Below are 24,364 nucleotides of genomic sequence, written 5' to 3' on the forward strand. Positions count from 1 at the left end.
GCCCTGACCGCCTGAAATCCCGCACGGATGATGTCCGCAAGATCCAACCAACGACCGGTCACCGCTCTGTATGGTTACTCTCCGGCGCGCCGCGGCTTACAGGGCTGCACGATTTACAGTCATTCCGCTTAAAAAACACCCAATCAGGCAGATAGGCTTTGAATCCACTTGCAAAACCACCGGCGGAAGACCAAGCGGTAAAACGCTGAAAATAGGGAAATTAAGTTATATTAATGTTGTTAATATAAACCTGGACTATACTTCTAGAAGCTCCTCCCTCTTTCCATCCAGCGGCGATACTGACTGTGTCGCAGAAAACTTACCTGTGATTGGACTTGGCTTTGCCCGCACTCTTCATCATCGTCTTTGTTTCCATCTCGCTTGTGGCGGGCTCGGCCATCGCCTACCTGATCGGAGCCTCTGCGGTCCTGACCTTCCTGGCCGTCGGCAAGGACCAGTTTCTCGCCGTGCTTCCCCAACGCCTCTTCAGCCAGCTCGACAGCTTCGCCTTCCTCGCAATGCCGCTCTTCATTCTGGCAGGGGACCTGATGAACCGCGGCGGCGTCGCCAATGCGCTGATCGAATTCTCGATGGCGGTCTTCGGCCGCCTCAAAGGCGGGCTCGGACATGTGAATGTGGTAACATCCGTCTTCTTTGCCGGTGTCTCGGGCTCGGCCACGGCGGATGCGGCGGCCCTCGGCAACTCGCTTGTGCCCGAGATGGAACGCCGCGGCTATACGCGCGAATATGCCTCGGCCATCACCGGTGCCTCCTCGATCATCGGGCCGATCATTCCACCCTCCTCGATCATGATCTTCTACGGCGCGCTGATGGGCACCAATGTGACCGCGCTTTTCGCTGCTGGTATCGTTCCGGGCCTCCTGCTCGCGGTCATGCTGATGGCAATGAACGCCTATTTTGCCCATCGCGACGACCATCCGGGCGGCAAGGATCTGGATCTTCCGCGGTTCTGGCCGTCGCTCCTGCGCGCCATCCCGGCCCTGATGCTGCCCGCGATCATTCTTGGCGGTACGCTTTTCGGCATCATGACGCCTGCCGAGGCCGCTGCGGTGGCCGTGCTTGCCGCCATTGTCGTCGGGATGGGCTACGGCCATCTGACCTTCCGCGGCATCCTCGATAGCCTGATGCGCACCGCCGTCATGCTGGGTGGGCTCTTCATCCTGCTCTGCGCCATCTCCACCTTCTCCTATATCGCCGCCCTCGAGGAATGGCCGCAGGCGATCCAGCATCTCGTGCAGGGATGGGGCCTGGGCCCGATCGGTTATCTGATGCTCATCAACGCGATCTTCCTCGGCGCCGGTATGGTGATGGATGTAAAAGCGGCTGTGGCCCTCTTCGCCCCGATCTTCGTGCCTGCGGCACTGGCAATGGGCATCGACCCTGTGCATCTGGCGATCGTGATCTGCTTCAATATCACCGTGGGTCTGCTGTCGCCGCCGCTGGGGTCGGTCCTGCTGATCCTTTCGACCGTGGTGAAGCTCGAATACTGGACGCTCATCCGCGTGACCCTGCCCTTCCTCGTGGCCGAAATCGCGCTGCTTTTCGTGCTGACCTATGTCCCTTCCCTGACCTTGGCGCTTCCCCATGCGCTTGGCCTGCACTGACCCTCCCACCCAAAGGATCTTCCCTATGACCCGTTTTGCTCCCCTCATGGCCACTGCGGCCCTCCTTCTCGGCACCACCGCGCTGCAGGCCTCCGAGATCAAGATCGGCTTCAACAATGTCGATGATGCCGAGATCAATGGCGAGGCCGCCTTCGCCCATGGCTTCCGCGATGCGCTCAAAGGCACCGATTTCACCGTCTCGCTCTTCCCCTCCGATACGTTGGGCAAGGAAAAGGAACGCCTCGACCAGGTCTCGACCGGCCTTCTCGAGATCGATCTGGGCGCGATCTCCACCGCTTATTCGCTCTCGCCGCTGCTCAAGGGCGCGACCCTGCCTTTCTTCTTCAGCGATGACGCGGAGATGGACAAGATAACCAGCGAGCCCGCGATGATGGAGGCCTTCAACGCCCCCATGCTCGAAACCGGTGTGCGCTTCGAGGGTCTCAACATCATCGGCACGCCGATGGGTATCCACAACTCCAAGCACCCCGTATCCACCGTCGAGGACCTGTCGGATCTGCGCTTCCGCGCGCTCAATGGCGAGCAGCTCTCGCTGATGGAAGCGCTCGGCACCCATGGCACCGTGATCGCCTGGGCCGAGGTGGCCAACGCCATCCAGACCGGCGTGACCGATGGCTATTTCAATCCGCCCTCCTCCTCGCTGCGCACCGGCCATACGAGCTTCCTGAAATATTACACCCCCGCCGATCTTTTCCCCTCGACCCGCGCGGTCATGATCTCGGATGACTGGTATCAGGGCCTCTCGGACGAGGAGAAGACCCAGATCGACGCGGCGCTTGCCGCCGGTTTCAAGGCCAATCGCGAGTGGATTGCGGACTGGTCCTCGAAAGTGGATGGCAAGCTCGAAGAAGCGGGCGTGACGATCACCCCGCTGGCCACAGGCGAGCGTGACAAGATGGAAGCGCTGGCCAAGCCGCTCTGGGCCACGACCCTGACCGCGGACGAGCTGAAAACATGGCAGGATGCCAAAGCGGCAGCTGACAGCAAGTAAGGAGCGGGACATGGGACCGATCAGAACCGTTATCCTGAGGACCAGTGCGGTTCTCGATCGTCTCGCCAGCGTGGTCACCTGTATCGCGCTGGTCCTCCTTGTGGGGATCGTGCTCCTGCAGGTCGTGGCGCGCTATCTCTTCGACCAGCCGCCAAGCTGGACCGAGGAGGCGGCACGCTACGCCATGATCTGGGCCGGCCTCATCGGCGCCAGCATGGCCTTCAAGCGCCGCTTCGATCCGGCGCTGATGAACAGCGTGAAGGGCGGCCCGCTCTGGCTGCAGACGGGGGCGGAACTCCTGCGCTCGATCGTGGTCGTGATCTATCTCGGACCGATCCTGCTCTACTGCTTCGTCGGGCCGAACCTCAACCTCGCCCGCGGCTTCCTGCTGCGCCATTCCAAGACCATGGCCGAGGCGCTGCCCTTCACCACCTTCTGGGTGGCGATCGCGGTGCCCCTGATGATCCTCATGGTGTTCGTCCATCTGGTTGCGCGCCATATGGGGGACCGCCCGCCCGCAGATAGCGACGCGATCGAGGAGTGATCCATGTATGATCTGATCCTTCGCGGCGGGATCCTGTGCGACCCCGTCTCCGCTCGCGAAGGGCGGTTCGACATCGCCTTCGAGGCCGGTAAAATCTCCGAGGTCGCCCCCAAGATCACCGCGCCCGCGCGCAGGGTCGAGGATGTGACGGGGCTGCATGTCCTACCCGGCATCATCGATTCCCATGTCCATGTCTCGAACTGGATGGGCGGCGCCGCAGGCCACCGGATGCTGGCGCTTGCGGGGGTGACCACAGCCCTCGACATGGCCGGCCCCATTGACAGCGTGATGGAGATCGCGGCCCGCACCGGCACCGGCCTGACGCTGGCCTGTATCGACTATATCCGCCCCGGCCATACGGTCGAGGGCACGGATCCCGACATGCCCGAACTCGAGGCGGCACTGGCCAGAGCCCGCCAGGCGGGGGCGGTCGGGCTCAAGATCCTTGGCGGGCATTTTCCGCTCTCGGCCACTGCCTCTGGCCGCGTGATCGAGCTTTGCGCCCGCGAGGGTGCGCATGTGGCCTTCCATGCAGGCACGCTCGAAACTCCGCAGAACCTGCACGGGATGCGCGAGGCCTGCGATCTGGCGGCGGGGCATCCGCTGCATCTGCCGCATGTGAATGCCTATGCGCGCGGCTTCGAGGCCTCCGCCCATCTCGAGGCATGGGAGGCGACCCGGATCCTGAGCGCCCATCCCAATATCTGGTCCGAAAGCTATCTGGCCCCGATCAATGGCAATTCGGCCAAATGTTCCAATGGCATCCCCGAAAGCGTCGCAACCCAGCGCAACCTGATCGCGGGCGGCTACACCCCCGATCTCGACGGTATGGCCAAGGCGATTGCCGAGGGCTGGGCGTGGATCCATCTCTACGAGGATGGTGTCACGCATCTGGAAACCGGCCCAGTTGCCGTGCAGGCCTGGCGAGAGGCGATGACCGATATCGGTATGAGTTTCTTCGTCAATCCGCCCGAAACCAGCCTGTCGCTGGCCATTCTCAAACGCGACGATGGCAGTTTCGCCATCGATGCGCTGGCCACGGATGGCGGGGGGCTGCCGCGCAACGATCTGTGCGAGCGCGGGCTGGCACTTGTCCATCTCGGCGCGCTGAGGCTGGCGGAGTTCGTGCACAAAACCTCGGTCGCTCCGGCGCGGATGATGGGCCTGTCGGGTAGCAAGGGCCATCTGGGCATCGGCGCGGATGCGGATGTGACGGTGATCGATCTGGCCGCGCGCAAACCGGTGCTGAGCTATGGCGAGGGCCGTGCGATCCTCGAACGTGGCAAGGTGGTGGGTCAGGGCACCACGATGATCGTGCCGCCCGAGGGCCGCGCACGCGCCGAAAGCCTCGGGCTGCGGGTGCACATCGCCCAAGCCGGAAGCTTCCGTCCCGTCTCGCCGCTCCACAGAGCCTGATCTACTGGGCCTGACTCAGCTCTCGAGGCTCCCGCGCAGAGCCTCGACGAAGCCCATGAGAAGGCTCGAATGCGGAACGCCCTTCCGTGTCAGGATCGAGGCGCGGATCTCGCAGGCCGGCACGAAGGGCCGCGCCACCAGACCCTTTTGCAGATAGGGCTCGGCGGAATAGGGATCGACGATCGTTACCCCCATACCACCCGCCGCAAGCGCCGCCGCAGTCTGGCAGTAGCGCACCTCGATCTGGGGCCGGAAGGCCGCATTGTCGGTGGCAAAGCTCTTGGCCACAAGCCGCCCCAGATGCGAGGCCTGATCGATGCCCACCAGCGGACGGCCCACCAGTTGCTGTGCCGAGATCTGCACCTCCTGCGCCAGCGGATCCTCCTCGGGCACCAGAACGACCATCTGGCTGCGCTCGATCAGCTCGGAATTCACCGTCTCCAGCCGCTCGGCATTGAGCACGAGCCCGATATCGACCTGCCCCGTCTCGACCGCCTCCAGCACATTCGCCAGACGCCGCACATCATAGGAAATGGTGACCTCGGGGCGGCTTGCCAGAAAGGCGCGCAGGGCCTTGGGGCCCAGCGAATACCCCAGAGGCGGCGTCGCGATCACCCGCAAACGTCCGACCCGCCCGCTGCGCATATCCCGCGCCCGCGTCGAGAACGACCGCAAGAGCCCGAAAAGCGGGCGGATTTCCTCGAAGAGGTCACGCGCCTCTGCGGTAGGCTGCAGACGCCGCCCTGTGCGGTCAAACAGCGTCAACGCCAGCTGGCTTTCCAGCTGGCGCAACCCCGCCGAGACCGCAGGCTGTGAGATGCCCAGAAATTCCGCCGTTTCCACGGTGGTCGAGCACCGCATCATGGCCGCAAATATCTCCAGCAATCGCAAGGAGATATCCGGCAGGCCCTCGATTTTTTCCATGTTGGTCGATCCTTTTTGAGGCATGTTACCCCAGGATCGTTCCGAGTGCGATTGCCGCCGCTGCCAAAACCGGATCAATAATCGCAAGTCCCGTATCGCGCTCGAGCCGTGCCCTGATCGGCGCCATGCCGGCACATCCCAGCACGATGGCCCCCGCACCCGCAGCCCCCAGTTCGCGCGCCCGCGCGCAGACAAGACCGTAGACGGCCTCATCGCGCCCCGAGGCTTCGGCAGAGACACCAGGCAGCGCCAGCTCGCCCGCAAGCCGCGCCTCAACCCCCATCTGGCGGATCTTGCGCAGATGGCGCGGGATCGACCGCTCGGAAAGCGCGATGATCCCGAACCGGTCGGCTCGTGCCAGCGCCGTCAGGATCGCGGCCTCCTGACAGCCGATCGCGGGTTTTGCCCCTTCGGCGCGCAGGAGATCCAGCCCAGGATCGGAAAAACAGGCGGTGATATAGGCACGCGCATCGGGGCGCGAGCGCGCCATTTCCAGCACATCGAGACCGCCGCGAGCCACATCCTCGTCACTGGCAATCGTTGCGGGGCCATGGGCAATGCCCACCGCCTCGAAATGCGGGCCCAGAGGCGCCACCGCGCGGGCAATGCCCTCGGTCACCGCCTGCGCGCTATTGGGATTGATGATCAGGATCTTACCCATCAACGTAACTCCGTTCCGAAATTCTGCCTTGGATCGAATTCCTTGGCCATATAACCGGAGGTCGCGCGCAGATCCGCCGGCGCCCGACCGAAGAACCGGCCCTGCCCCTCGCGCGCCACCAGTTTGTCCTCCTCAACGATCACCTGACCACGGGTCATCACCAGTTTCGGCACACCGGTCAGCGCCATCCCCTCGAAGGGCGTGTAATCCATATTGTCATGCTGGTCGGCCAGCCGGACCGTGCGGGTTTCCTCGGGGTCCCAGATCGCGATATCGGCATCCCACCCCGGTGCGATGCGCCCCTTGGTGGTGCAGCCGAAGACTTTGGCTGTATTGGTGGCCGAGAGCGCCACGAACTGTTCGGGCGTGATCCGGCCCTTTACCACCCCTTCGGAGAAGAGATAGGGAAGACGCGCGGCAATGCCGGGCATGCCATTGGCTATCTTGGGATAGGGAGCATCGGCTCCGTTCAGGAATTTCCCCGTCTCGTCATAGCGGTAGGGCGCGTGGTCGGAATGGACCCCCACGAAGGTGCCCATGCGGATATGTTTCCAGAGCGCCTCTTGCGTGGCCGCATCGCGCAGCGGCGGCGAGCACATGAACTTCGCCCCCTCCATACCGGGACGATCGAGATCATCGCGCGTCAGCGCCAGATAGTGCGGGCAGGTCTCGGCATAGAGTTTCGCGCCATTCCACTGCTCGCGCCGCACGATCTCGGCGCCGCCCGCGGTGGAGACATGGACGATAAACAGGGGCGCATCGACGAGCTTGGCCAGCTGGATCGCGCGGTTGATCGCCTCTTCCTCGGCCAGCTCGGGACGGGAAATGGCATGATATCTGGGGGCGGTCAGCCCCTTGGCCGCCAGACGCCCATTCATCCAACTGACCATGTCGTTATTCTCGGCATGGACCATGGTGATCGCGCCATGCGCGCGCGCCACGCTCAGGATGTCGAGCATCCCCCCATCGCCCAAATTCATCAGGTCATAGGTCATGAAGACCTTGAAGGACGTGATGCCACGGGCGAATGCGCGGGGGAGTTCCTCGCGCAGCACGGTTTCGGTCGGGTCGGAAATGATCAGGTGATAGCTATAGTCGATGACCGAGCGCGAACCCCGCGCATCATAGGTCGCGATCACCTCATCCACAGATTGCCCGCGATGCTGTGCGGCAAAGGGGATGAAAGAGGAATTGCCGCCGAAGGCCGCCGAGATCGAGCCGGAGAGATAGTCATCGGCGCTCATCACGCCCGAGGAGCTTTCCTGTGCGATATGGGCATGGGTTTCGATCCCGCCGGGCATCACGAGACGTCCGCCGGCATCGATCCGGCGCGCGCCTCCCTGCAGTGTTTCGCAGACGGCCGCAATGCGGCCGTCCCTGATACCGAGATCCCCTTTGAACAGGCCGTCGGCGGTGACCACGGTCCCTCCATGGATCACGGTATCGAATGTCATTGCGCGGGTTCTTTCACGCCGGTTTGCGACACGATCAGACCGTAATGCTCGGTGCGGCGATGGGCCTCGAAATTGAACACCGTCGATTTGCCGAAGGCGCATTTGTCGAAATCGGCCTCGGCCACGATCAGCTCGTCGCCCTCGCCTGTCGCACGCGCAATCACGAACCCGTCGGGATCGACGATGATCGAGCCTGCGAACATATGGTTGCCGTCTTCCATGCCGCATTTGGCCACGGCCACCGCATAGGTCGAGTTCTGGTAGGCGCCTGCACAGACCGACAGCTCATGGTGATAGACGCGGCGCTCGATGCCCTCGTCCTTCGAGAGATTGTTCTGCGAAGGGGTGTTATAGCCGATGGTCACGAGCTGTACGCCCTGCAGCCCCATCACGCGCCAGCTTTCCGGCCAGCGGCGGTCATTGCAGATTGCCAGACCCATGATCACACCCTGATTGCGCACCACATTGAAGCCGGTATCGCCCGCAAGGAAGTAACGCTTTTCAAGGTGCTGGTGGCTGCGCTCGGGCTCGTATTCGGCATGGCCCGGCAAGTGGGTCTTGCGGTATTTCAGCACGATCTCGCCTTCGGGGGACACGATGATCGAGGTGTTGAAATGCTCGCCTTCGGGCGTCAGTTCGCAATAACCGAAGGAGAAGCCCATACCGTAGCCCTTGGCTTTGGCAAAGAGCGGCGCGGTGGCGTGGTTCGGCATCTCGGTCTCGAACCAGTGGTCGAACTCGGCGCGATCCTCGACATAGAAGCGCGGGAAGAATGTTGTGAGCGTCATCTCCGGATAGGTCAGGAATTCGACGCCCTTCTCATGCGCCTGATCCATCAGCGCCATCATCCGCGCGACAACCTCTTCGCGGGTCTCCGCTTTCTGGATGCCGCCGATCTGGGCGCCGCCGATAATCATCTTGGTCATTTTCAGTCTTCCTTTCGGGTTATTTCACGGCCAGGCCACGCTGGAAGCGCGAGATCACCCGCACCAGCGGCCACAACACGGCCAGATAGAGAAGCGCCGCCAGAACAAGGGGCGAGGCGTTATAGGTCACCGAGCGGGCCATATTGGCCGAGTAAAGCAGCTCGGATAGCGACACGACGGAGGCGAGCGAGGTCAGCTTCACCACCTCCACCGTGTTCGACAGAAGATCAGGCAACACGTTGCGCACAGCCTGCGGCAGCACCACCGAGACCATGGTCTGTGTGGATGAGAGACCCGTGGCCCGCGCAGCCTCGGTCTGGCCCTTGGGAACGGCATTGATGCCTGCGCGGAACACTTCGGCGAAATAGGCCGAGTTGTTCATGAAGAAGGCGATCACCACCGCCACGAAGGGCGACAGCTCGATCCCCGCAAATGGCAGCCCCGAATAGACGAAGATCAGCAGCACAAGCGGCGGGATGGCGCGGAAGAGGTCGATATAGACCACCGCGCTCCAACGCAGCCAGCCCCGCGGGCTGAGCGCGCCGAGCGCCAGCATTAGCCCGCCAAAGAGACCGCAGACGATCACCACGGCGCAGAGTTCCAGCGTGGTGACGGCGCCTTTGAGAAGCAGGGGCAGCGCCTGCATCATGATGTCGATATTGAAGAATGTGGTCAGGAACATATCCATGGGGCGCCCCTTACGTCCGGTAGGTGAAACGGCGTTCCACCCAGTGGGACGCAATAACGGCGGGGATGAAAATCACCAGATAGGCAAGCGCGGCCATGGTCAGCGGCGTAGCCGATCCCGAGAAGCTCTGCGCCGAGGAAGAAACCGAGAGGATCTCCTTCACCCCGATCACCGAGCCGAGCGCGGTGAGTTTGGTGGTGGCCAGCACGCGGTTGACGAGCGGCGGAATGCCCATGCGCAGCGCTTGCGGGAAGGCGATATAGGCCAGCGTCTGCAACTTCGAGAGGCCCGTGGCACGACCGGCCTCCCATTGGCCTGCGGAGACAGAGGTCAGACCGCCCCAGAAGATCTCTTCGGCAAAGGCTGTCAGCACCGCCGAGAGCACCAGCCAGATCACCACCTCGGCCGAGAGGTTCAGCCCCACCGAGGGCATCCCGAAATAGAAGATCAGGATCAGCACCAGCGGCGGCAACGCGCGCATGATATCGGCGAAGACGATGATGAAGAAGTTCACCACTTTCAGATTGGCCGCCCTGAGGCAGGCCAGCAGCCCGCCCAGCACGACGCCGGTCACGATCGTGGCCACCGCGAGATAGAGCGTGACGCCCATCGCCGCCACGACCTGCGGCAGGTATTTGTCGATCACGGCGGGGTTGAAAAACGTATCGAGAAACCGCATCAGGCCGCCTCATGCCCCGAAACACGCGACAGGAACGTCTTCAGGCGCTCCGATTGCGGATTGCCGAAGATCTCCTCCGGCGGGCCCTGTTCGATGACATAGCCCCCATCCATGAACACCACCCGGTCCGCGGCCTCACGGGCGAAGGCCATCTCGTGGCTGACCACCAGCATGGTCATGCCCTTTTCGCGCAGCTCCTTCATTACCTTGAGCACCGAACCAACCAGTTCGGGATCGAGCGCAGAGGTCGGCTCGTCAAACAGCATCACCTTGGGATCAAGCGCCACCGCGCGGGCGATGGCCACACGCTGCTGCTGGCCGCCCGACAGCTCGGAGGGTTTTGCATGGGCCTTGTGCTTGAGCCCGACCTGATCGAGCATCTCGAGCGCGCGGGCCTCCGCCTCGGGCTTGGACCGCCCCAAAGCCTTGACCTGCGCCAGCATCACGTTTTTCAGCACCGACATATGCGGGTAGAGATGGAAGCCCTGAAACACCATACCCACCTTGAGGCGCATCTTGTCCAGATCGCGGCGGGGAATGTCGGTGATGCGCTCTCCATCGATCATGATCGCGCCCGAGGTCGGCTCCTCGAGCCGGTTACAGCAGCGCAGCATGGTGGATTTTCCCGACCCCGACGGACCGATCACGAATACCAGCTCGCCCTCGCGCACCTTGAGGTCGATATTCTTCAACACCTCGGTCTGGTCGAAGCGTTTCTCGAGCGCGTGGATCTCGAGCATGGTGCGGGGCTGGGTCATCGGGTGCCTCTTCGGGAACTTGGGTCTTGCGGGCCCGCGGGGCCCAAAGGGGCGAGCCCGTCCGGGGGAGGACGACGGGCTCGCCTGTGACGTCACATCCGTTCCGATGGATCAGAACGTGCAGGTGACGTCGTGCTCGGTCGGGTCATAGCCATCAAAGCCCGGCGTGCCATAACCCGGCGTGGGGGTGACGATAGTGGTGCCTTTGGTCGGCTCGACGCCGAACCATTTCTCGGAGAGCGATGCCATAGTGCCATCGGTCTTGAGACATTCCAGAACGCTATCGATCAGATCCCGGGTGGGCGCGTCATCCTTGCGGAAGGGGAAGGCCCAGACGAGACCCGTCGGGTATTCGTAGGACAGCGCGACCGCAGGGTTCTTCTTGACCGCCCATGCAGCGCTGGTCGAGCCGCCGAGCGAGGCATCCGCACGTCCCGAGGTGACGGCCTGGATGGCGTCGCTCGTGGTGCCGAAAGTCACGACCGTCCAGCCATAGTCCGCCGCGTGCTCGCTCAGGAAGGATTCATAGACCGAGCCCTTGTTGACAGCGATGGTCTTGCCCTTGAACGCATCGAGCCCTGCCGCACCGGACAGATCGGAGCCTTTGGGCACGACGAAGCTGAAATTGGTATCCATGAACCCTTCCGAGAAGAGCAGGTTCGAGGCACGCTCTTCTGTCACGGTCACGGGGGCCACGAGGAAATCATAGGTGCCGGCCTGCAGCGCGGGGATCAGACCCGAGAATTGCGCTGCGGTCACATCGACCGGCACACCCAGCTTCTCGCCGATCGCCTTGGCCAGATCGATATTGAAGCCCTCGACCTCGCCCGACATCGTGGGCATGGCATGGGGGGCGAAAGTGCCGTCGAGCGCCACTTTATATCCATCGGATTTGATGGCTGCGGGCTCGGCCAGAGCGGAGGTTGCAAGCCCGAGAAGGGCGGCAGTCGTAAGAAGGAGGGTGCGGGTCATAATGGGTTCCTGTTGCCGGATCGGGAGGGGGACACTTGTTGGGTCGCGTCCCTACCCCGCAATATTCGCCAGCATCCGCACCGGATTCCAATATAGAACTGGATTATGTTTTAACTCATCATATTTGATCTGTTTATATATAGAGACCCGCATGTGTCTTGACTGGATCAGAAACCCGCTATCCATTTGGAAAATATCGATTAATATTGGAAACTTCGGCTAGCCTGACATGAAATCCTTGCATAGCCTCCAATCGGGCAGGATTGTTGTGATTAATATTTCACCGATTGTGATAAAATATAGGCAATGTGATATTACCTCATTTGCGATCCCGTCCCGCCTGAAAAGCCGGGGGCGAACCGCTCAGCGTAATTTCGACCTTCCGAATCTGGGATGTGCAGGGGCGCACGGCGCATTGCCTTGGCCTGTAGATCTTGATCAAGACCCGCCACCATCCGTATCCGTATCCGCAGATATACCGGCAAAGGCTTGACCACCGGCATATATCCTTTTTGCCCCTGCCCTCGGGAAGATTATGGTTCTGGCATCTTATTATTCTGGAACCTCCCCGCGACGTCCGGTACTCGACCCTATAAATGCCGCCCGTCTGGGAAAGGAAGGGCATCGGATGCCTGCGCAAGCATCGCTCCGCGCTGTTCCTGAGCCTTCCCATTAACGGGAACGTCACGACAACCGGTTGCTTTTGGACACCGATGGCAAGCGGGGCCACGACAGCTGGCCCGTGGCGTCGGATCTGGAGCAGCGGAAGGTTTCCATCCTCACGGGCTGCGAGGCCGCCTTACGCGAGCAGACCACGCAGGGTTGCAAACCGCGCCATCATGGCGAAGATGATTGACCTGCCCGAGCGGGCTACCCCAGTAGGCCTCTTTGGGATCGACGTCTCGGAACAACCGGCCAAATGTAGCGCTCGGCTTTTCCGGCGCACAGAACTTGTCGGGCATATCCATACCCGCCCCGGCGTGATCCTGGCCGAAGAGCGTCTTGCAATGCGCCGCGACGGGATGTGCACTGATCCAGCCGCGGGCGGGGCGGGTTTGATGGTCCAAATGTCGAAGGACTAGACGTTGCGGTCTGTTGCCGGCTTCCTTCCCTCGTGGGGCATATCTGCAGGTGCAAAGCCAGTATTGCGCAGCGTCAGCGCCAGGATGAAGGCCACACTCATCACCGCCCCCCCGATCTCGAAGGAGCCGGTGATCGCATGGCGGAAAGCCGCCTCGATCTCGGGGCGCATGGCTGCGGGGAGCTGTGCCACCGCCTCCATCCCGCCATTCACGATGGCGCCGATATCGACATCGCCCCCCAGATGGCGCAAGCCCTGCGAGAGGCCCTGCGCCATCACCCCGCCCGAGACCGCCACGCCCGACGCCCCGCCCAGCGAGCGCAGGAAGGACATCGTGGCGGTGGCGCTGCCGATACTGGCCTTGGGCACCGCGTTCTGGACGATGGCCGTGGCATTGGGCATGGCGATGCCCATCCCGAAGCCCAGCATGGCCAGCGCCCCCCAGAAGGCGGGCACAGGCGCCGCATAGGTGGCCAGCACCGCCAATGTGCCAAGCCCCAGCGCCTCGAGCCCGATCCCCGTGACCATGAAGACCTTGGGCCGCCCCAGCCGCGCGGATAGCCTGCCGCCAAAGATCGATGTCAGGACCATCGCAAGGATCTGCGGCAGCATCATCGCGCCCGCCTGCGCAGGGTTGAGCCCCAGAACAAGCTGGAAATAGAGCGGCAGAAAGACCATCGCGCTCATCATGGCAAAGCCCATACAGGCCATGGTCAGAACCCCCGTCGAGAAGGCCCCGATCCGGAAAAGCGGAAGCGTGATCACGGGCTCTCTGGCCCGCGTCTCGACCCAAAGGAAAAGCGCAATCGCCAGCAGGCCGAGCCCGCCAAGAGCGAAGGACGCCACAGATCCCCATGCAAAGAGCGAACCACCGAGGCTGAAGAGCAGCAGGAGCGACGAGGCGCCCGTCACCAGAAGTGCGGCCCCCTCGTAATCGATCCGGTGCGGTTTGCGCGGCGGCGGTGGCGGCAGCGCGCGCCACAGAAGCGCCAACGCCAGAAGACCGATCGGCAGGTTGATATAGAACACCCAGCGCCACGAGAGCGCGGTCGTCAGCCCGCCCCCCAGCAGGGGACCGGCAAGGCTCGAGAAGGCGAAGGCCGCAGAGAAGAACCCCTGATAGCGCACCCGCTCGCGCGGGGTGACCACATCGCTGATCACCGTCTGGGTCAGCGTCATGATCCCCCCGGCCCCCACCCCTTGCAGGAAACGGAAGGCAATGAGCTGCGGCATGGATTGCGCCAGACCGCAAAGCATCGACATCACCAGAAACAGGCTGATCGCCCCGATCAGGAAGGCCCTGCGCCCGAACATGTCCGACAGTTTGCCGAAGATCGGCGTGGCCGAGGTCGAGGCCAGCATGAAGGCCGTCACCACCCAGCTCAGATGCGCAAGCCCGCCCAGATCGCCGGCCATGCGCGGCAGGGCGGTGTTGACGATGCTCTGGTCGAGCGCGGCAAGGATCATCGACAGGATGAGCCCTGCAAACAGCCGGCGCAGATGTGGCGGCAGGCCTTTGGCGGGGGGACGGGACGTATCGGTCATGCTGCCTTGTCGGCAAATTCCCCGACAATGGAAAGAGGACCATTCACCTTTTTTGTTACAAACGGGGCCTCTGCAAACACCCGCCCCCAGGGAATGCTCGGGGGTCTGCTGCCAGCCCCATCAGCCGCGCAGCCCTCCAGTGGCCAAATCGGGCCCTGTTGGCAGGCGCCTGCCGGACTGCGGCAATGGCATCGGGACCTTCGAGGCCCATCGCCATAGACTGTGCGATCCGCAGCGCGGCATTTGCCTTAGGGGCTGGCACACCGGTGATGATGCGCAAGCCCCCACGAAATCTGCGGGCCGGATCAGGGGCCGGATCGGGGGCCGCTTGGCCTCAGGCCGGTTCCGCCACGCCTTCGGGGACGGCGGCGCCGGTCATATAGGCCACCGCATCCGACATGCTATGCGCCTTGGGGTCGATCACGCAGAGCCGCTTTCCCAGCCGGTGGACATGGATACGGTCGGCAATCTCGAACACATGCGGCATGTTATGCGAGATCAGGATGATCGGAATACCGCGCGCGCGCACCTCCTGGATAAGGTCGAGCACGCGGCGGCTTTCCTTGACCCCGAGTGCGGCGGTGGGCTCGTCGAGGATCACCACGCGCGAGCCGAAAGCCGCAGCCCGCGCCACCGCCACCCCCTGCCGCTGACCGCCCGAGAGCGTCTCGACGGGTTGGGAGATATTCTGGATGGTCATCAGACCCAGCTCGGCCAGCTTCTGGCGGGCGAAATCCTCCATCCCGCGCTTGTCGAGCTTGCGGAACAGCGTGCCCATGATCCCCGGCACACGCCGCTCTCGACCCATGAACATATTATCGGCAATCGAGAGGGCGGGCGACATGGCGAGCGTCTGGTAGACCGTCTCGATCCCTGCGGCCCGCGCATCATTGGGCGAGGCGAACTGGACGGGTGTGCCATCAAGGAGGATCTCGCCGGCATTGGGCTTGATCGCGCCCGAAAGCGCCTTGATCAGCGAGGATTTCCCCGCGCCATTATCGCCGATCACCGCGAGGATCTCGCCCGGCATCAGATCGAAATCGCAATGATCGAGGGCAGTGACGCGGCCATAGCGCTTCACGAGGCCGCGCGCCTGAAGAACAGCTTGGGTCATTGGGTCACCTTCCGGATGGATTGGTCGATGGTTACAGCGGCAATGATCAGCACACCGATCAGCAGATAGGTCCATTGCGGGTCGGCCCCTGCCATGCGCAAGCCCAGCTCGAACACGCCCACGATCAGTGCGCCGAACAATGCGCCCATGATCGAGCCGCGCCCGCCAAAGAGCGAGATCCCCCCGATCACCACCGCGGTGATCGCCTGGATATTGCCGATGACGCCCGTGGTGGCCGAAGGCGAGACCGAGCCGAAACGGCCGATCATCACCCAACCCGCCAGCCCGCAGATGAAGCCCACCAGCATATATACCGACATCAATGTCTTGTGGCGGCTGACACCGGCCAGCTCGGCCGCCTCGGGGTCATCGCCCACCGCATAGACATGGCGCCCCCAAGCGGTCGAGCGCAGCGCATAGGCCAGCACCAGCACAACGCCCAGCATCACCACGACGCCCACGGTCAGCACCGCGCCGCCAAGCGCGAATTTGGTGCCGAGGATCTGCAGGAAAGGCGCCTCGGTCTTGATATCGCGGGCGCGGATGGTCTCGTTGCGCGAATAGAGATAGTTCACCGCCAGCACGATCTGCCACATGCCGAGCGTCACGATGAAAGGCGGAAGCTTCACGCGGCTCACGAGCCAGCCATTGATCCCGCCGATCAGCGTGCCGCAAACCAGCCCGATCACCACCGACAGCTCCGCGGGAATGCCGTAGCGGAAGGTAAACTGGCCCATGATGACCGAGCAGAGCACCGCCAGCGCCCCTACCGAGAGGTCGATCCCCGCCGTCAGGATGATCAGCGCCTGAGCGGCGGCCAGAATACCCACGATCTGCACCTGCTGGAGCACCAGCGTCAGCGCGAAGGGCGAGAAGAACTTGCTCCCCAGCACCAGCCCGAACACGACAAGCGCGCCCACAAGCACGATCAGCGGCACCAACGCCGGATTGGTATGGAGCGCCTCATGGGCGCGACCCGCAAACCCTTTTCGCGCTGGCTCGAATTCGGCAAACCGCTCGGCCTCGCGTTTCTTGACCACATCTTCATATTGATCCGAGCTGCTCATGTTTCCCCCCATGAGTGCAGGAGCGCAGCGCTCCGTCCGTGTTCCCAACCCGCCCTCGGGACGGGTTGGATGCGATCATGCTGGCACTCAGCCCCAGCACATATCCTGACCTTCGGCCACCGAGATCGACTCGACCCCCTCGACAGGCTGGTCAGTCACAAGCGCCACACCGGTATCGAAGAAGGTCTTGCCATCGGTCGCCTCGGGCTTGGTGCCATCCTTGGCGAAAGCCGCAATCGCTTCGATCCCCTTGGACGCCATCAGGAGCGGATATTGCTGCGCAGTCGCCCCGATCACACCATCGGCGATATTCTGCACACCCGGGCAGCCACCATCGACCGACACGATCAGCACATCCTTCTCGCGCCCCATGGACTTGAGCGCCTCATAGGCACCCGCGGCGGCAGGCTCGTTGATCGTGTAGACCACATCGACCATCGGATCTTTCGCAAGGAGATTCTCCATCGCCTTGCGGCCGCCTTCCTCGTTGCCCTGCGTCACATCATGGCCGACGATGCGCGGATCGCTCTCGTCGCCCCACTGGTTGGGATCGGCCAGATCAATGCCGAAGCCCTGCATGAAGCCCTGATCGCGCATCACGCCCACGGTGGGCTGGCTGACATCGAGATCGAGGAAGGCGATCCGGGCATCCTGTGCCTTATCCCCCAGCTTGGCCTTGGCCCATTGGCCGATCAGCTCGCCCGCATGGAAATTGTCGGTGGCAAAGGTCATATCGGCGGCATCGATCGGATCGAGCGGCGTGTCGAGCGCGATCACCAAGAGCCCCGCCGCCCGCGCAGCCTCGATCGACGGCACGATGGCCGAGGTGCTTGATGCGGTGATAAGGATCCCCTTGGCGCCGTTGGCGATACAGGTCTCAACGGCGTTCACCTGCGTCTCGTTATCGCCATCGACCTTGCCGGCATAGCTGTTGAGCGTGATGCCCAGCTCTTTCGCCTTGGCCTCGGCACCTTCACGCATCTTGACGAAGAATGGATTGGTATCTGTCTTTGTGATCAGGCAGGCGCTTGTATCTGCCGCCCATGCCCCTGCCGCCGAGACAGCAAGCGTCAGCACGCTGACCGAAATCAGTGTTTTCATCGGATCTTCCTCCCTAGAAGTCTCCCGTGCCCTCCTCAAAGCACGGCAACCGGACGATACCGGTCTGTCTCACGGTGGCATTCCGCGCAAAACGCGTCAATAAATAATTCCAATTGATTTATATATTTTTCCCTTTAGCTTAATCGAACGTGGAGGATGAGACATGGATGGAAGCGAGATCCGCGCCCTCGGAGGGGGTGTCAATCATATCGGTGCGCGCGCGCATAACGAGCGGCTGATCCTGTCGACGATCCAGCGCCATGGCGAATTGCCGGGCATGGATATCGCCAAGCTGACGGGGCTGACCCCGCAAACCGTCTCCAATATTCTGAAAAAACTGGAAAATGACGGGTTTCTCTTGCGCGGAACACCCAAGCGCGGGCGGATCGGGAAACCCTCGACACCGATGGCGATCAATCCCGATGGCGCGCTGTCTTTCGGGTTCAAGATCGGGCGTCGGTCGGCGGATCTCATGGTTATGAACCTTGCCGGAGAGGTGCTGGCCGAGGAGCAGACCACCTATCGCTACCCGATGCCCGATGCGCTCTTCGCCTATCTCGAATCGGGGATGGAGCGGCTGACGCAGGGGCTGAGCCCGCTGCAGAAAGAACGCATCTGCGGGCTTGGAATCGCGGCGCCCGCCGAAATCTGGAGCTGGACCGAGGCGCTCGACGCTCCCGCCGGTTTCTCGATCTGGCGTGAGACCGACATCCAGGCCGAAGTCGCGCGGATTACCGATCTGCCGCTGATCACGCAGAATGACGGCACCGCCGCCTGCCGCGCCGAACATGTCTTCGGGCGCGGGCGGGAATTCGGCGATTACGCCTATTTCTTCATAGGCTCCTTCATCGGCGGCGGCGTAGTGCTCGACTCAAAAGTCGTCGTGGGCGGCAAGGGCAATGCGGGGGCCTTCGGCTCGTTGCGCGTGCCCGGTCCGGATGGCGCAGAGGTGCAGCTTCTGGACGCCGCCTCCCTCTATCTCCTTGAGAACGCGATCGCGCGTGAGGGGCTCGATACCTCCGCGCTCTGGACCCGCCCGCAGGACTGGAGCGGGTTCGAGCGCCAGCTCGGACCATGGATCGACACCACCGCCCGCGCGCTCGCCCATGCCATCCGCTCCATCGGCGCGGTCATGGATTTCGAGGCCGTGCTGATCGGCGGCGCCATGCCAGAGGAGGTGCGCGCCCGGATCGTGACCCGCACCACCGCCGCTCTGGCCCAGCTCGACACGCGCGGTCTGATCCCGCCCGCCCCGCAACTGGCCCAGACCGGCTCCAATGCCCGCACATTGGGCGCGGCCTGTGGCCCCGTCTTCGACCGCTATTTCCTGCAATAAGCGCGCCAACGGCCCATAATCATGAGAATTCCGATGAATGAACGTCTCCCCTTCGTCGGGCAGGGAATGCGCTTGCCTTTCCTGCTGCTGATCATCTGTTTTACCGTCTGGGGGGTGGCCGCCAACCTGACCGACCCGCTGGTGCAGGTCTTCTCGCGGATCTTCTCGATGAGTTCACTACAGGCCTCGCTCGTGCAGTTCTCCTATTACGGGGCCTATTTTCTGCTGGCGCTGCCTGCCGCCTTTATCAACCGCCGCTTCAGTTACAAGACAGGCATGCTGACGGGGCTCGGGCTTGCGACCATCGGCGCCTTCCTGTTCTATCCTGCAAGCCTGATGATGACATATGGCTTCTTTCTGGCCGCGCTTTTCTGTCTGGCGGGCGGGCTCTCGATTCTCGAGACCTCTGCCAATCCCTTTGTCATCTCGCTGGGTCCCGAAGCCACCGCCACCCGCCGCCTCAACCTCGCACAGGCGTTCAATCCCGTGGGCACGAATATCGGCGTCCTGCTCTCGGCCACACTGATCCTGCCCAATCTCAACCCCGCCACAGATGCCGAACGCGCTGCAATGGCGCCCGCGCAGCTTGACGCGATCCGGCAGAACGAATTGGCCGCGGTGATGGGGCCCTATGTGGCACTGGCCTTCGTGCTGCTGTCGATCTGGCTGGCAATCGCGCTCAAACGCTTGCCCGAGCGCACCGCAGAACGGCGCGACGCACCGGCCCACAACTTTAACGCAGCCCTGCGACGGCTCCTGCGCAACCGCCACTATGCCTTTGGTGTTGTTGCGCAATTCTTCAATGTCGCGGCACAGACATGCACATGGACCTTCACCATCCAATATGTCTTGGGCGCAATCGGCGGCAGCGAGGCCGAGGCCGGATGGGTGCTGCAGGCGAGCCTTCTGGTCTTCCTGCTGGCGCGCTTTGTCATGGTAGGTCTGATGACCGTCATCCGGCCCGCGCGGCTTCTTTGTGCCATGGCCCTCCTCGGGACGGGCCTGTGCCTCTTTGCGGCGGGCCTGCCCGGTTTGGCGGGGGTCTGGGCGGTGACGGGGCTCTCGGCCTGTCTCTCGCTTATGTTCCCCACGATCTACGGGATCGCGCTCGAAGGGCTTGGCGAGGATACCAAATTCGGGGCGGCGGGCCTTGTCATGGCGATTGCTGGCGGGGCGGTCATGCCGATGGTGCAGGCTGCCATGCTGGACCGGTTCGGGCCGGCGCTCTCCTATCTCGTCCCCGCTCTCTGCTTCGCTGTGGTGAGCGCCTATGCGCTCTTTGACCTGACCTCCGAGCGGCGGCACCACTGAGTCCGCTCTTCCCCAAGATCCTCAGAACCTCCATCGAACGCCCGAAGAGATTCGGGCGTTTTTAAACAATCGAATTGATAAAACAGATGATAGGCACGGCGTTTGAGGTCTATCCGTCATGCAAATGATGCATGCTTCATGTGGTTTTACATCATTTTGAGGCAGACGCCTCATAAGATTAGACCACTAATTAATCCATTTATTTTCTTAACTTATGGTGGCCAGCCTCGGCAATTGACGGACCAGTTTCGCTATAGTCTGAAAAAACCGTCGATATTCAGTCGATTAGAAATCGACTTGCCTCGGTTACCGATTGTGACAGATGACGCGCATATTAGCGCTAACCGTTTCCGAAACCGATAGAGTCAGGACTGCACAATGCCACCCAAACTCTCTCTGACGCGCCGCGGCTTCTTGGGAAGCTCGGCCGTGGGACTGTTCCTCACAGCCCTACCGCAGCAGCTTCTTGCCCAGAACACCGCGCGTCTGACCCGATTCATGTCGCTGTCACAGTTCGTGACCGGCCACGGGGCGCTTGATCCCCGCACCGGACAGGGGCTCCTCGACGGTCTTTCCGCAGCGCAGGAGGATTTCGACACCAAGGCCCGCGCGCTGGAGACGAAAATCTCCGCCACAAACGCTCCCGATGTCGAGACCCTCGCCCAGAGCCTTGAAGGTGATCCGCTCCACGATACGCTCCTTGCCATCGTCGCTGCGTGGTATTCCGGCGTGACGACCACCGGCAGTGATGCAACCGTCTATGCCTTCGATACGGCGCTGATGTACCAGCCCGCTCGCGATGCCGTGCCGATCCCGACCTATGCGCTCGACGGTCCCAACTGGTGGGTTGTCGCACCGCCCGCCCTATCCGACATGCCTGCTTTCGGGGAGCCGCTATGACCCGTTTCCCTCTGACCCGCATGGCGCGGGCGCTTCTGGGCTTCGGCCTTCTGGCGAGCCCGCTTGCCGCGCAGACCCCCGACCCTGCCAGCGGCGCCTATATCGCGACCACGGCCGATTGCGCGGCCTGCCATACCGCCAAGGGTGGCAAACCCTTTGCGGGCGGCTATGCGATCAACTCGCCGATGGGGGTGATCACCTCCTCCAACATCACCCCCTCGAAAGCGTTCGGGATCGGAAGCTACACGCTCGAGGAATTTTCGGACGCGGTGCGCAAAGGCATCCGTCGCGATGGCGCGCATCTCTATCCGGCGATGCCCTATCCGGCCTATGCCCATATGAGCGATGCCGATATCGCCGCGCTCTATGACTATTTCATGCAGGATGTCGCGCCCGTCGAGACAGCCGCCCCCGAGACCGACCTGCCCTTCCCCTTCTCCCAACGCTGGGCGATGATCGGCTGGAACGCGCTCTTTGCAGGCGGTGCGCCGATCACCTCCGATCCCGACCAGTCCGAGGCATGGAACCGCGGGCGCTATCTGGTGCAGGGGCCTGCGCATTGCGGCACCTGCCACACGCCGCGCAACCTGCTGATGGGGTCGAAAACCGCCGATCTGATGGCGGGCGGTGATGTGGGCGCGTGGTATGCGCCCAATCTGACGCCGGGCAAGGGCGGGCTGTCGGACTGGTCCGATGCCGATCTGGCACGCTATCTCAAGACGGGGATCGCCACCCATGGTCGCGCCTCCGGCCCGATGGCGGAAGCGGTGGAATACAGCCTCCAGCATCTGAGCGATACCGATATCGACGCGATGGTCACCTATCTTCGCAGCCTGCCGGCGCGCGACAGCGATCTGTCCCCCGCGGCAGGCCAGGCCACCGATGCCGCCTTCGCGCCGTGGGAGCATAGCGCCAATCGCACAGGGCACCGTCTGGCCAAGGATGCCGGCGGCGCCGAGCTTTACGAGACCGCCTGCGCCTCCTGCCACGGGCTGTCGGGCGAGGGCTCGAAAGACGGGACATATCCCGCGCTCAAGGACAATGTGACGCTGGAAAACGGCCAGAGCGCCAATCTGGTCTCCACCATCCTGCATGGCGTGACCCGCGAGGCGGATGGCAAGCACACTCTGATGCCGGGCTTCGGGCCGGACAGTCTGGTGCAGAAGCTTGACGATGCGCAGATCGCGCGGCTTGCCAGCTATGCCAGCACAACCTTCGGCGATACCGGCCAGACCGTGACCGCCGATGAGGTGAAAACCCTGCGCACCGGTGGCCCCGTCGCACCGCTCGTGCGGCTCGCAGCCCCCCAGATCATGATCGGCGTGGCCCTCGTTGTGCTTCTCGTGCTGGTCCTGCTGGTGGTGTGGCTGATCCGCCGCCGCCGCTGACACCTTCCGGCGGGGCCCCATGCCCCGCCAGCCCCCCTTCCATGCGCCGCTCCGCGCGGCGCCGTTCCGAAAGGACCTCCCATGTCGCAAGACACTCTCAGCGCCGATGTCGTCATCGCAGGTGCAGGTATCTGTGGCGGGCTTCTCGCCCTTGATCTGACCCGCGCCGGTCTCTCGGTCATCGTGCTCGATGCAGGCCCGCGCTATGACCGCGACCAGATCGTGCAGAACTGGCGCTACATGCCCCCCGCCAACAAGGCAGGCTTCGATTACGCCACCCCCTATCCGACCGTCCCATGGGCGCCGCACACCAATTTCTTCCCCGATAACAACTATCTCAAGACCACCGGCCCTGATGCCACCGCCTACAAGCAGGGCATCATCAAGGGCGTGGGTGGCACGACATGGCACTGGGCGGCCTCGTCCTGGCGTTATTTGCCGTCGGATTTCGAGATGCAGAGCCGTTACGGCGTGGGCCGTGATTTCGCGCTGAGCTATGACGAGATCGAACCCTATTACTACAAGGCCGAGGTCGAGATGGGCGTGATGGGCCCGAACGGCCAGGAGATCACCCCTTCCGCCCCGCGCGCCCAGCCCTGGCCCATGACCTCTATGCCCTATGGCTATGGCGACCGCCGGTTCACCGAGGTCGTAGCGCCTCTGGGTTACGACAATACTCCCGTTCCGCAAGGCCGCAATTCGGAGCCCTATGACGGGCGCCCGCAATGCTGCGGCAATAACAACTGTATGCCGATCTGCCCGATCGGGGCGATGTATAACGGCATCTATTCGATCGAGAAGGCCGAAGCGCTCGGCGCGAAGGTAATCCCCAATGCGGTGGTCTACCGCATCGATACCGATGCCAAGAACGACATCACCGCCTTCCATTTCTACGATCCCGACAAGAACTCGACCAAGGTCACAGCCAAGCGCTTCGTGATCGCGGCCAACGGGATCGAGACACCGAAGCTTCTCCTGATCGCGGCCAATGACAAGAACCCCAACGGCATCGCCAACTCCTCCGATCAGGTGGGACGTAACATGATGGACCATCCGGGCATCTCGATGTCGTTTGTGGCCGCCGAACCCGTCTGGGCGGGGCAGGGCTCGGTGCAGATGTCCTCGATCACCAATTTCCGTGATGGCGACTGGCGGGGCGAGCATTCGGCCATCCAGATCGGCTATAACAACACGGCCCAGACATCAAAAGCGGGCATGAAGGCGCTGGCCACCGGCAAGGTGGGTCGCGCGCTCGACGAGGAGATCCGCCGCCGCTCAGCCTGCGGGGTCGATATCTATGTCAATCACGAGACGCTGGCGGATCCCGATAACCGCCTGACGCTCTCGAAGGACCGCAAGGACAGCCTCGGCCTGCCGATGCCCGATGTCTATTACGATGTGGGCGAGTATGTGCGCCGCGCGGCCGTGACCTCGCGCGAGCATCTGCACACCATCGCCGAGGCCTTCGGCGCGACCGAGATCGAGATGTCGGACCATTTCACGCCCAATAACCACATCTGCGGCGGCACGATCATGGGCCATGACCCGCGCGATAGCGTGACCGATAGCTGGTGCCGGACCCATGACCACCAGAACCTCTTCCTTGCCACCGGCGGGACGATGGCTGCGGCGGGCACGGTGAACGCGACGCTGACCATGGCGGCACTGTCGCTGCGGGCGGCCCAAGCCATCCGCGAGGATCTTTCGGCGGGCTGATAGCCCTTACCCTAAACGGAAATCGGGCCTGCCGGATTCAGTCCGGCGGGCCTTTCGGCGTGACGTAAAAGTTTTTAAGCTATTGTTTTTACTATTTTTTATATGGAACTCCATCTCTATTTCGGAGTTGGGTGAATGTAGGAATA

Annotated in this window: 22 protein-coding genes; 10 read left to right on the forward strand and 12 right to left on the reverse strand. The window is 62.8% G+C overall.

From position 1 onward, the window contains the following. Nucleotides 1-341 precede the first annotated feature (341 nt). The 4 genes from ABEB22_RS19800 to ABEB22_RS19815 are packed head-to-tail and all read left to right on the forward strand — an operon-like array spanning nt 342 to nt 4,597. On the forward strand, nt 342-1,625 hold the full coding sequence (locus tag ABEB22_RS19800) for a TRAP transporter large permease (RefSeq protein WP_349295310.1): 1,284 nt from the start codon (nt 342-344) through the stop codon (nt 1,623-1,625). A 25-nt stretch (nt 1,626-1,650) separates the two neighbouring features. Continuing rightward, nucleotides 1,651-2,637, forward strand: a complete 987-nt coding sequence (locus ABEB22_RS19805; protein ID WP_349295065.1) for a TRAP transporter substrate-binding protein — start codon at nt 1,651-1,653, stop codon at nt 2,635-2,637. 10 nt (nt 2,638-2,647) lie between these two features. After that, entirely contained in the window at nt 2,648-3,181 is a 534-nt protein-coding gene (locus ABEB22_RS19810) for a TRAP transporter small permease subunit (protein ID WP_349295066.1), read from the forward strand. Nucleotides 3,182-3,184: 3 nt separating this feature from the next. Next, complete coding sequence (locus tag ABEB22_RS19815) at nt 3,185-4,597, forward strand: amidohydrolase family protein (protein ID WP_349295067.1); 1,413 nt, start codon at nt 3,185-3,187, stop codon at nt 4,595-4,597. Nucleotides 4,598-4,612: 15 nt separating this feature from the next. Here the strand turns inward: ABEB22_RS19815 and ABEB22_RS19820 are convergent, their stop codons facing one another. The 8 genes from ABEB22_RS19820 to ABEB22_RS19855 form a co-directional block, all read right to left on the reverse strand. Beyond that, nucleotides 4,613-5,521: a LysR family transcriptional regulator gene (locus ABEB22_RS19820; protein WP_339115601.1), complete on the reverse strand. Its 909-nt coding sequence runs from the start codon at nt 5,519-5,521 to the stop codon at nt 4,613-4,615. Between the two features lie 25 nt (nt 5,522-5,546). Continuing rightward, entirely contained in the window at nt 5,547-6,182 is a 636-nt protein-coding gene (locus ABEB22_RS19825; RefSeq protein ID WP_349295068.1) for an aspartate/glutamate racemase family protein, read from the reverse strand. Further along, nucleotides 6,182-7,636: a dihydropyrimidinase gene (gene hydA, locus ABEB22_RS19830; protein WP_349295069.1), complete on the reverse strand. Its 1,455-nt coding sequence runs from the start codon at nt 7,634-7,636 to the stop codon at nt 6,182-6,184. Before hydA ends, ABEB22_RS19825 begins: the two co-directional genes overlap by 1 nt. Next, a complete protein-coding gene (locus ABEB22_RS19835) occupies nt 7,633-8,562 on the reverse strand; it encodes a nitrilase-related carbon-nitrogen hydrolase (RefSeq protein ID WP_339115119.1) in 930 nt (309 codons plus the stop codon). The genes hydA and ABEB22_RS19835 overlap by 4 nt, the downstream gene beginning before the upstream one ends. A 19-nt stretch (nt 8,563-8,581) precedes the next feature. Beyond that, nucleotides 8,582-9,250 carry an amino acid ABC transporter permease gene (locus ABEB22_RS19840; RefSeq protein ID WP_339115120.1) on the reverse strand — a complete coding sequence of 223 codons (669 nt, stop codon included), beginning with the start codon at nt 9,248-9,250 and terminating at the stop codon, nt 8,582-8,584. Nucleotides 9,251-9,260: 10 nt separating this feature from the next. Continuing rightward, on the reverse strand, nt 9,261-9,929 hold the full coding sequence (locus ABEB22_RS19845; protein WP_349295070.1) for an ABC transporter permease subunit: 669 nt from the start codon (nt 9,927-9,929) through the stop codon (nt 9,261-9,263). After that, nucleotides 9,929-10,669, reverse strand: a complete 741-nt coding sequence (locus tag ABEB22_RS19850) for an amino acid ABC transporter ATP-binding protein (protein WP_339115613.1) — start codon at nt 10,667-10,669, stop codon at nt 9,929-9,931. Before ABEB22_RS19850 ends, ABEB22_RS19845 begins: the two co-directional genes overlap by 1 nt. A gap of 129 nt (nt 10,670-10,798) precedes the next feature. Next, a complete protein-coding gene (locus ABEB22_RS19855) occupies nt 10,799-11,659 on the reverse strand; it encodes a transporter substrate-binding domain-containing protein (RefSeq protein WP_339115122.1) in 861 nt (286 codons plus the stop codon). Between the two features lie 697 nt (nt 11,660-12,356). Between ABEB22_RS19855 and ABEB22_RS19860 the strand changes: the two genes are divergently transcribed. Next, the gene (locus tag ABEB22_RS19860; RefSeq protein ID WP_406871202.1) at nt 12,357-12,515 is read left to right on the forward strand and encodes a hypothetical protein; all 159 of its coding nucleotides are present in this window, start codon (nt 12,357-12,359) and stop codon (nt 12,513-12,515) included. Between the two features lie 222 nt (nt 12,516-12,737). On the opposite strand, the gene ABEB22_RS19865 is transcribed toward ABEB22_RS19860, so the two are convergent. The 4 genes from ABEB22_RS19865 to ABEB22_RS19880 form a co-directional block, all read right to left on the reverse strand. Further along, nucleotides 12,738-14,285 (reverse strand): MDR family MFS transporter, encoded by a 1,548-nt coding sequence (locus tag ABEB22_RS19865; protein WP_349295071.1) that lies wholly within the window; start codon nt 14,283-14,285, stop codon nt 12,738-12,740. Nucleotides 14,286-14,619: 334 nt separating this feature from the next. Then, a complete protein-coding gene (locus tag ABEB22_RS19870; protein WP_349295072.1) occupies nt 14,620-15,399 on the reverse strand; it encodes an ATP-binding cassette domain-containing protein in 780 nt (259 codons plus the stop codon). Beyond that, nucleotides 15,396-16,466, reverse strand: coding sequence for an ABC transporter permease (locus ABEB22_RS19875; protein ID WP_349295073.1), 1,071 nt, complete (start codon nt 16,464-16,466; stop codon nt 15,396-15,398). The genes ABEB22_RS19870 and ABEB22_RS19875 overlap by 4 nt, the downstream gene beginning before the upstream one ends. A gap of 87 nt (nt 16,467-16,553) precedes the next feature. After that, nucleotides 16,554-17,567, reverse strand: a complete 1,014-nt coding sequence (locus ABEB22_RS19880) for a sugar ABC transporter substrate-binding protein (protein WP_349295074.1) — start codon at nt 17,565-17,567, stop codon at nt 16,554-16,556. 163 nt (nt 17,568-17,730) lie between these two features. On the opposite strand from ABEB22_RS19880, the gene ABEB22_RS19885 reads away from it, so the two are divergent. The 5 genes from ABEB22_RS19885 to ABEB22_RS19905 all read left to right on the forward strand — a co-directional run bounded on the left by ABEB22_RS19885 (nt 17,731) and on the right by ABEB22_RS19905 (nt 24,218). Continuing rightward, entirely contained in the window at nt 17,731-18,903 is a 1,173-nt protein-coding gene (locus ABEB22_RS19885) for an ROK family transcriptional regulator (protein ID WP_349295075.1), read from the forward strand. Nucleotides 18,904-18,936: 33 nt separating this feature from the next. Beyond that, on the forward strand, nt 18,937-20,214 hold the full coding sequence (gene fucP, locus ABEB22_RS19890) for an L-fucose:H+ symporter permease (RefSeq protein WP_349295076.1): 1,278 nt from the start codon (nt 18,937-18,939) through the stop codon (nt 20,212-20,214). A 378-nt stretch (nt 20,215-20,592) separates the two neighbouring features. Then, nucleotides 20,593-21,114, forward strand: coding sequence for a sugar dehydrogenase complex small subunit (locus ABEB22_RS19895; RefSeq protein ID WP_339115129.1), 522 nt, complete (start codon nt 20,593-20,595; stop codon nt 21,112-21,114). Further along, the gene (locus ABEB22_RS19900) at nt 21,111-22,502 is read left to right on the forward strand and encodes a c-type cytochrome (RefSeq protein ID WP_349295077.1); all 1,392 of its coding nucleotides are present in this window, start codon (nt 21,111-21,113) and stop codon (nt 22,500-22,502) included. The genes ABEB22_RS19895 and ABEB22_RS19900 overlap by 4 nt, the downstream gene beginning before the upstream one ends. A gap of 81 nt (nt 22,503-22,583) precedes the next feature. Beyond that, on the forward strand, nt 22,584-24,218 hold the full coding sequence (locus ABEB22_RS19905; protein ID WP_339115131.1) for a GMC family oxidoreductase: 1,635 nt from the start codon (nt 22,584-22,586) through the stop codon (nt 24,216-24,218). The last annotated feature ends 146 nt before the right edge of the window (nt 24,219-24,364 follow it).

The sequence above is a fragment of the Thioclava sp. 'Guangxiensis' genome (assembly GCF_045348365.1).
Classification (GTDB): domain Bacteria; phylum Pseudomonadota; class Alphaproteobacteria; order Rhodobacterales; family Rhodobacteraceae; genus Thioclava; species Thioclava kandeliae.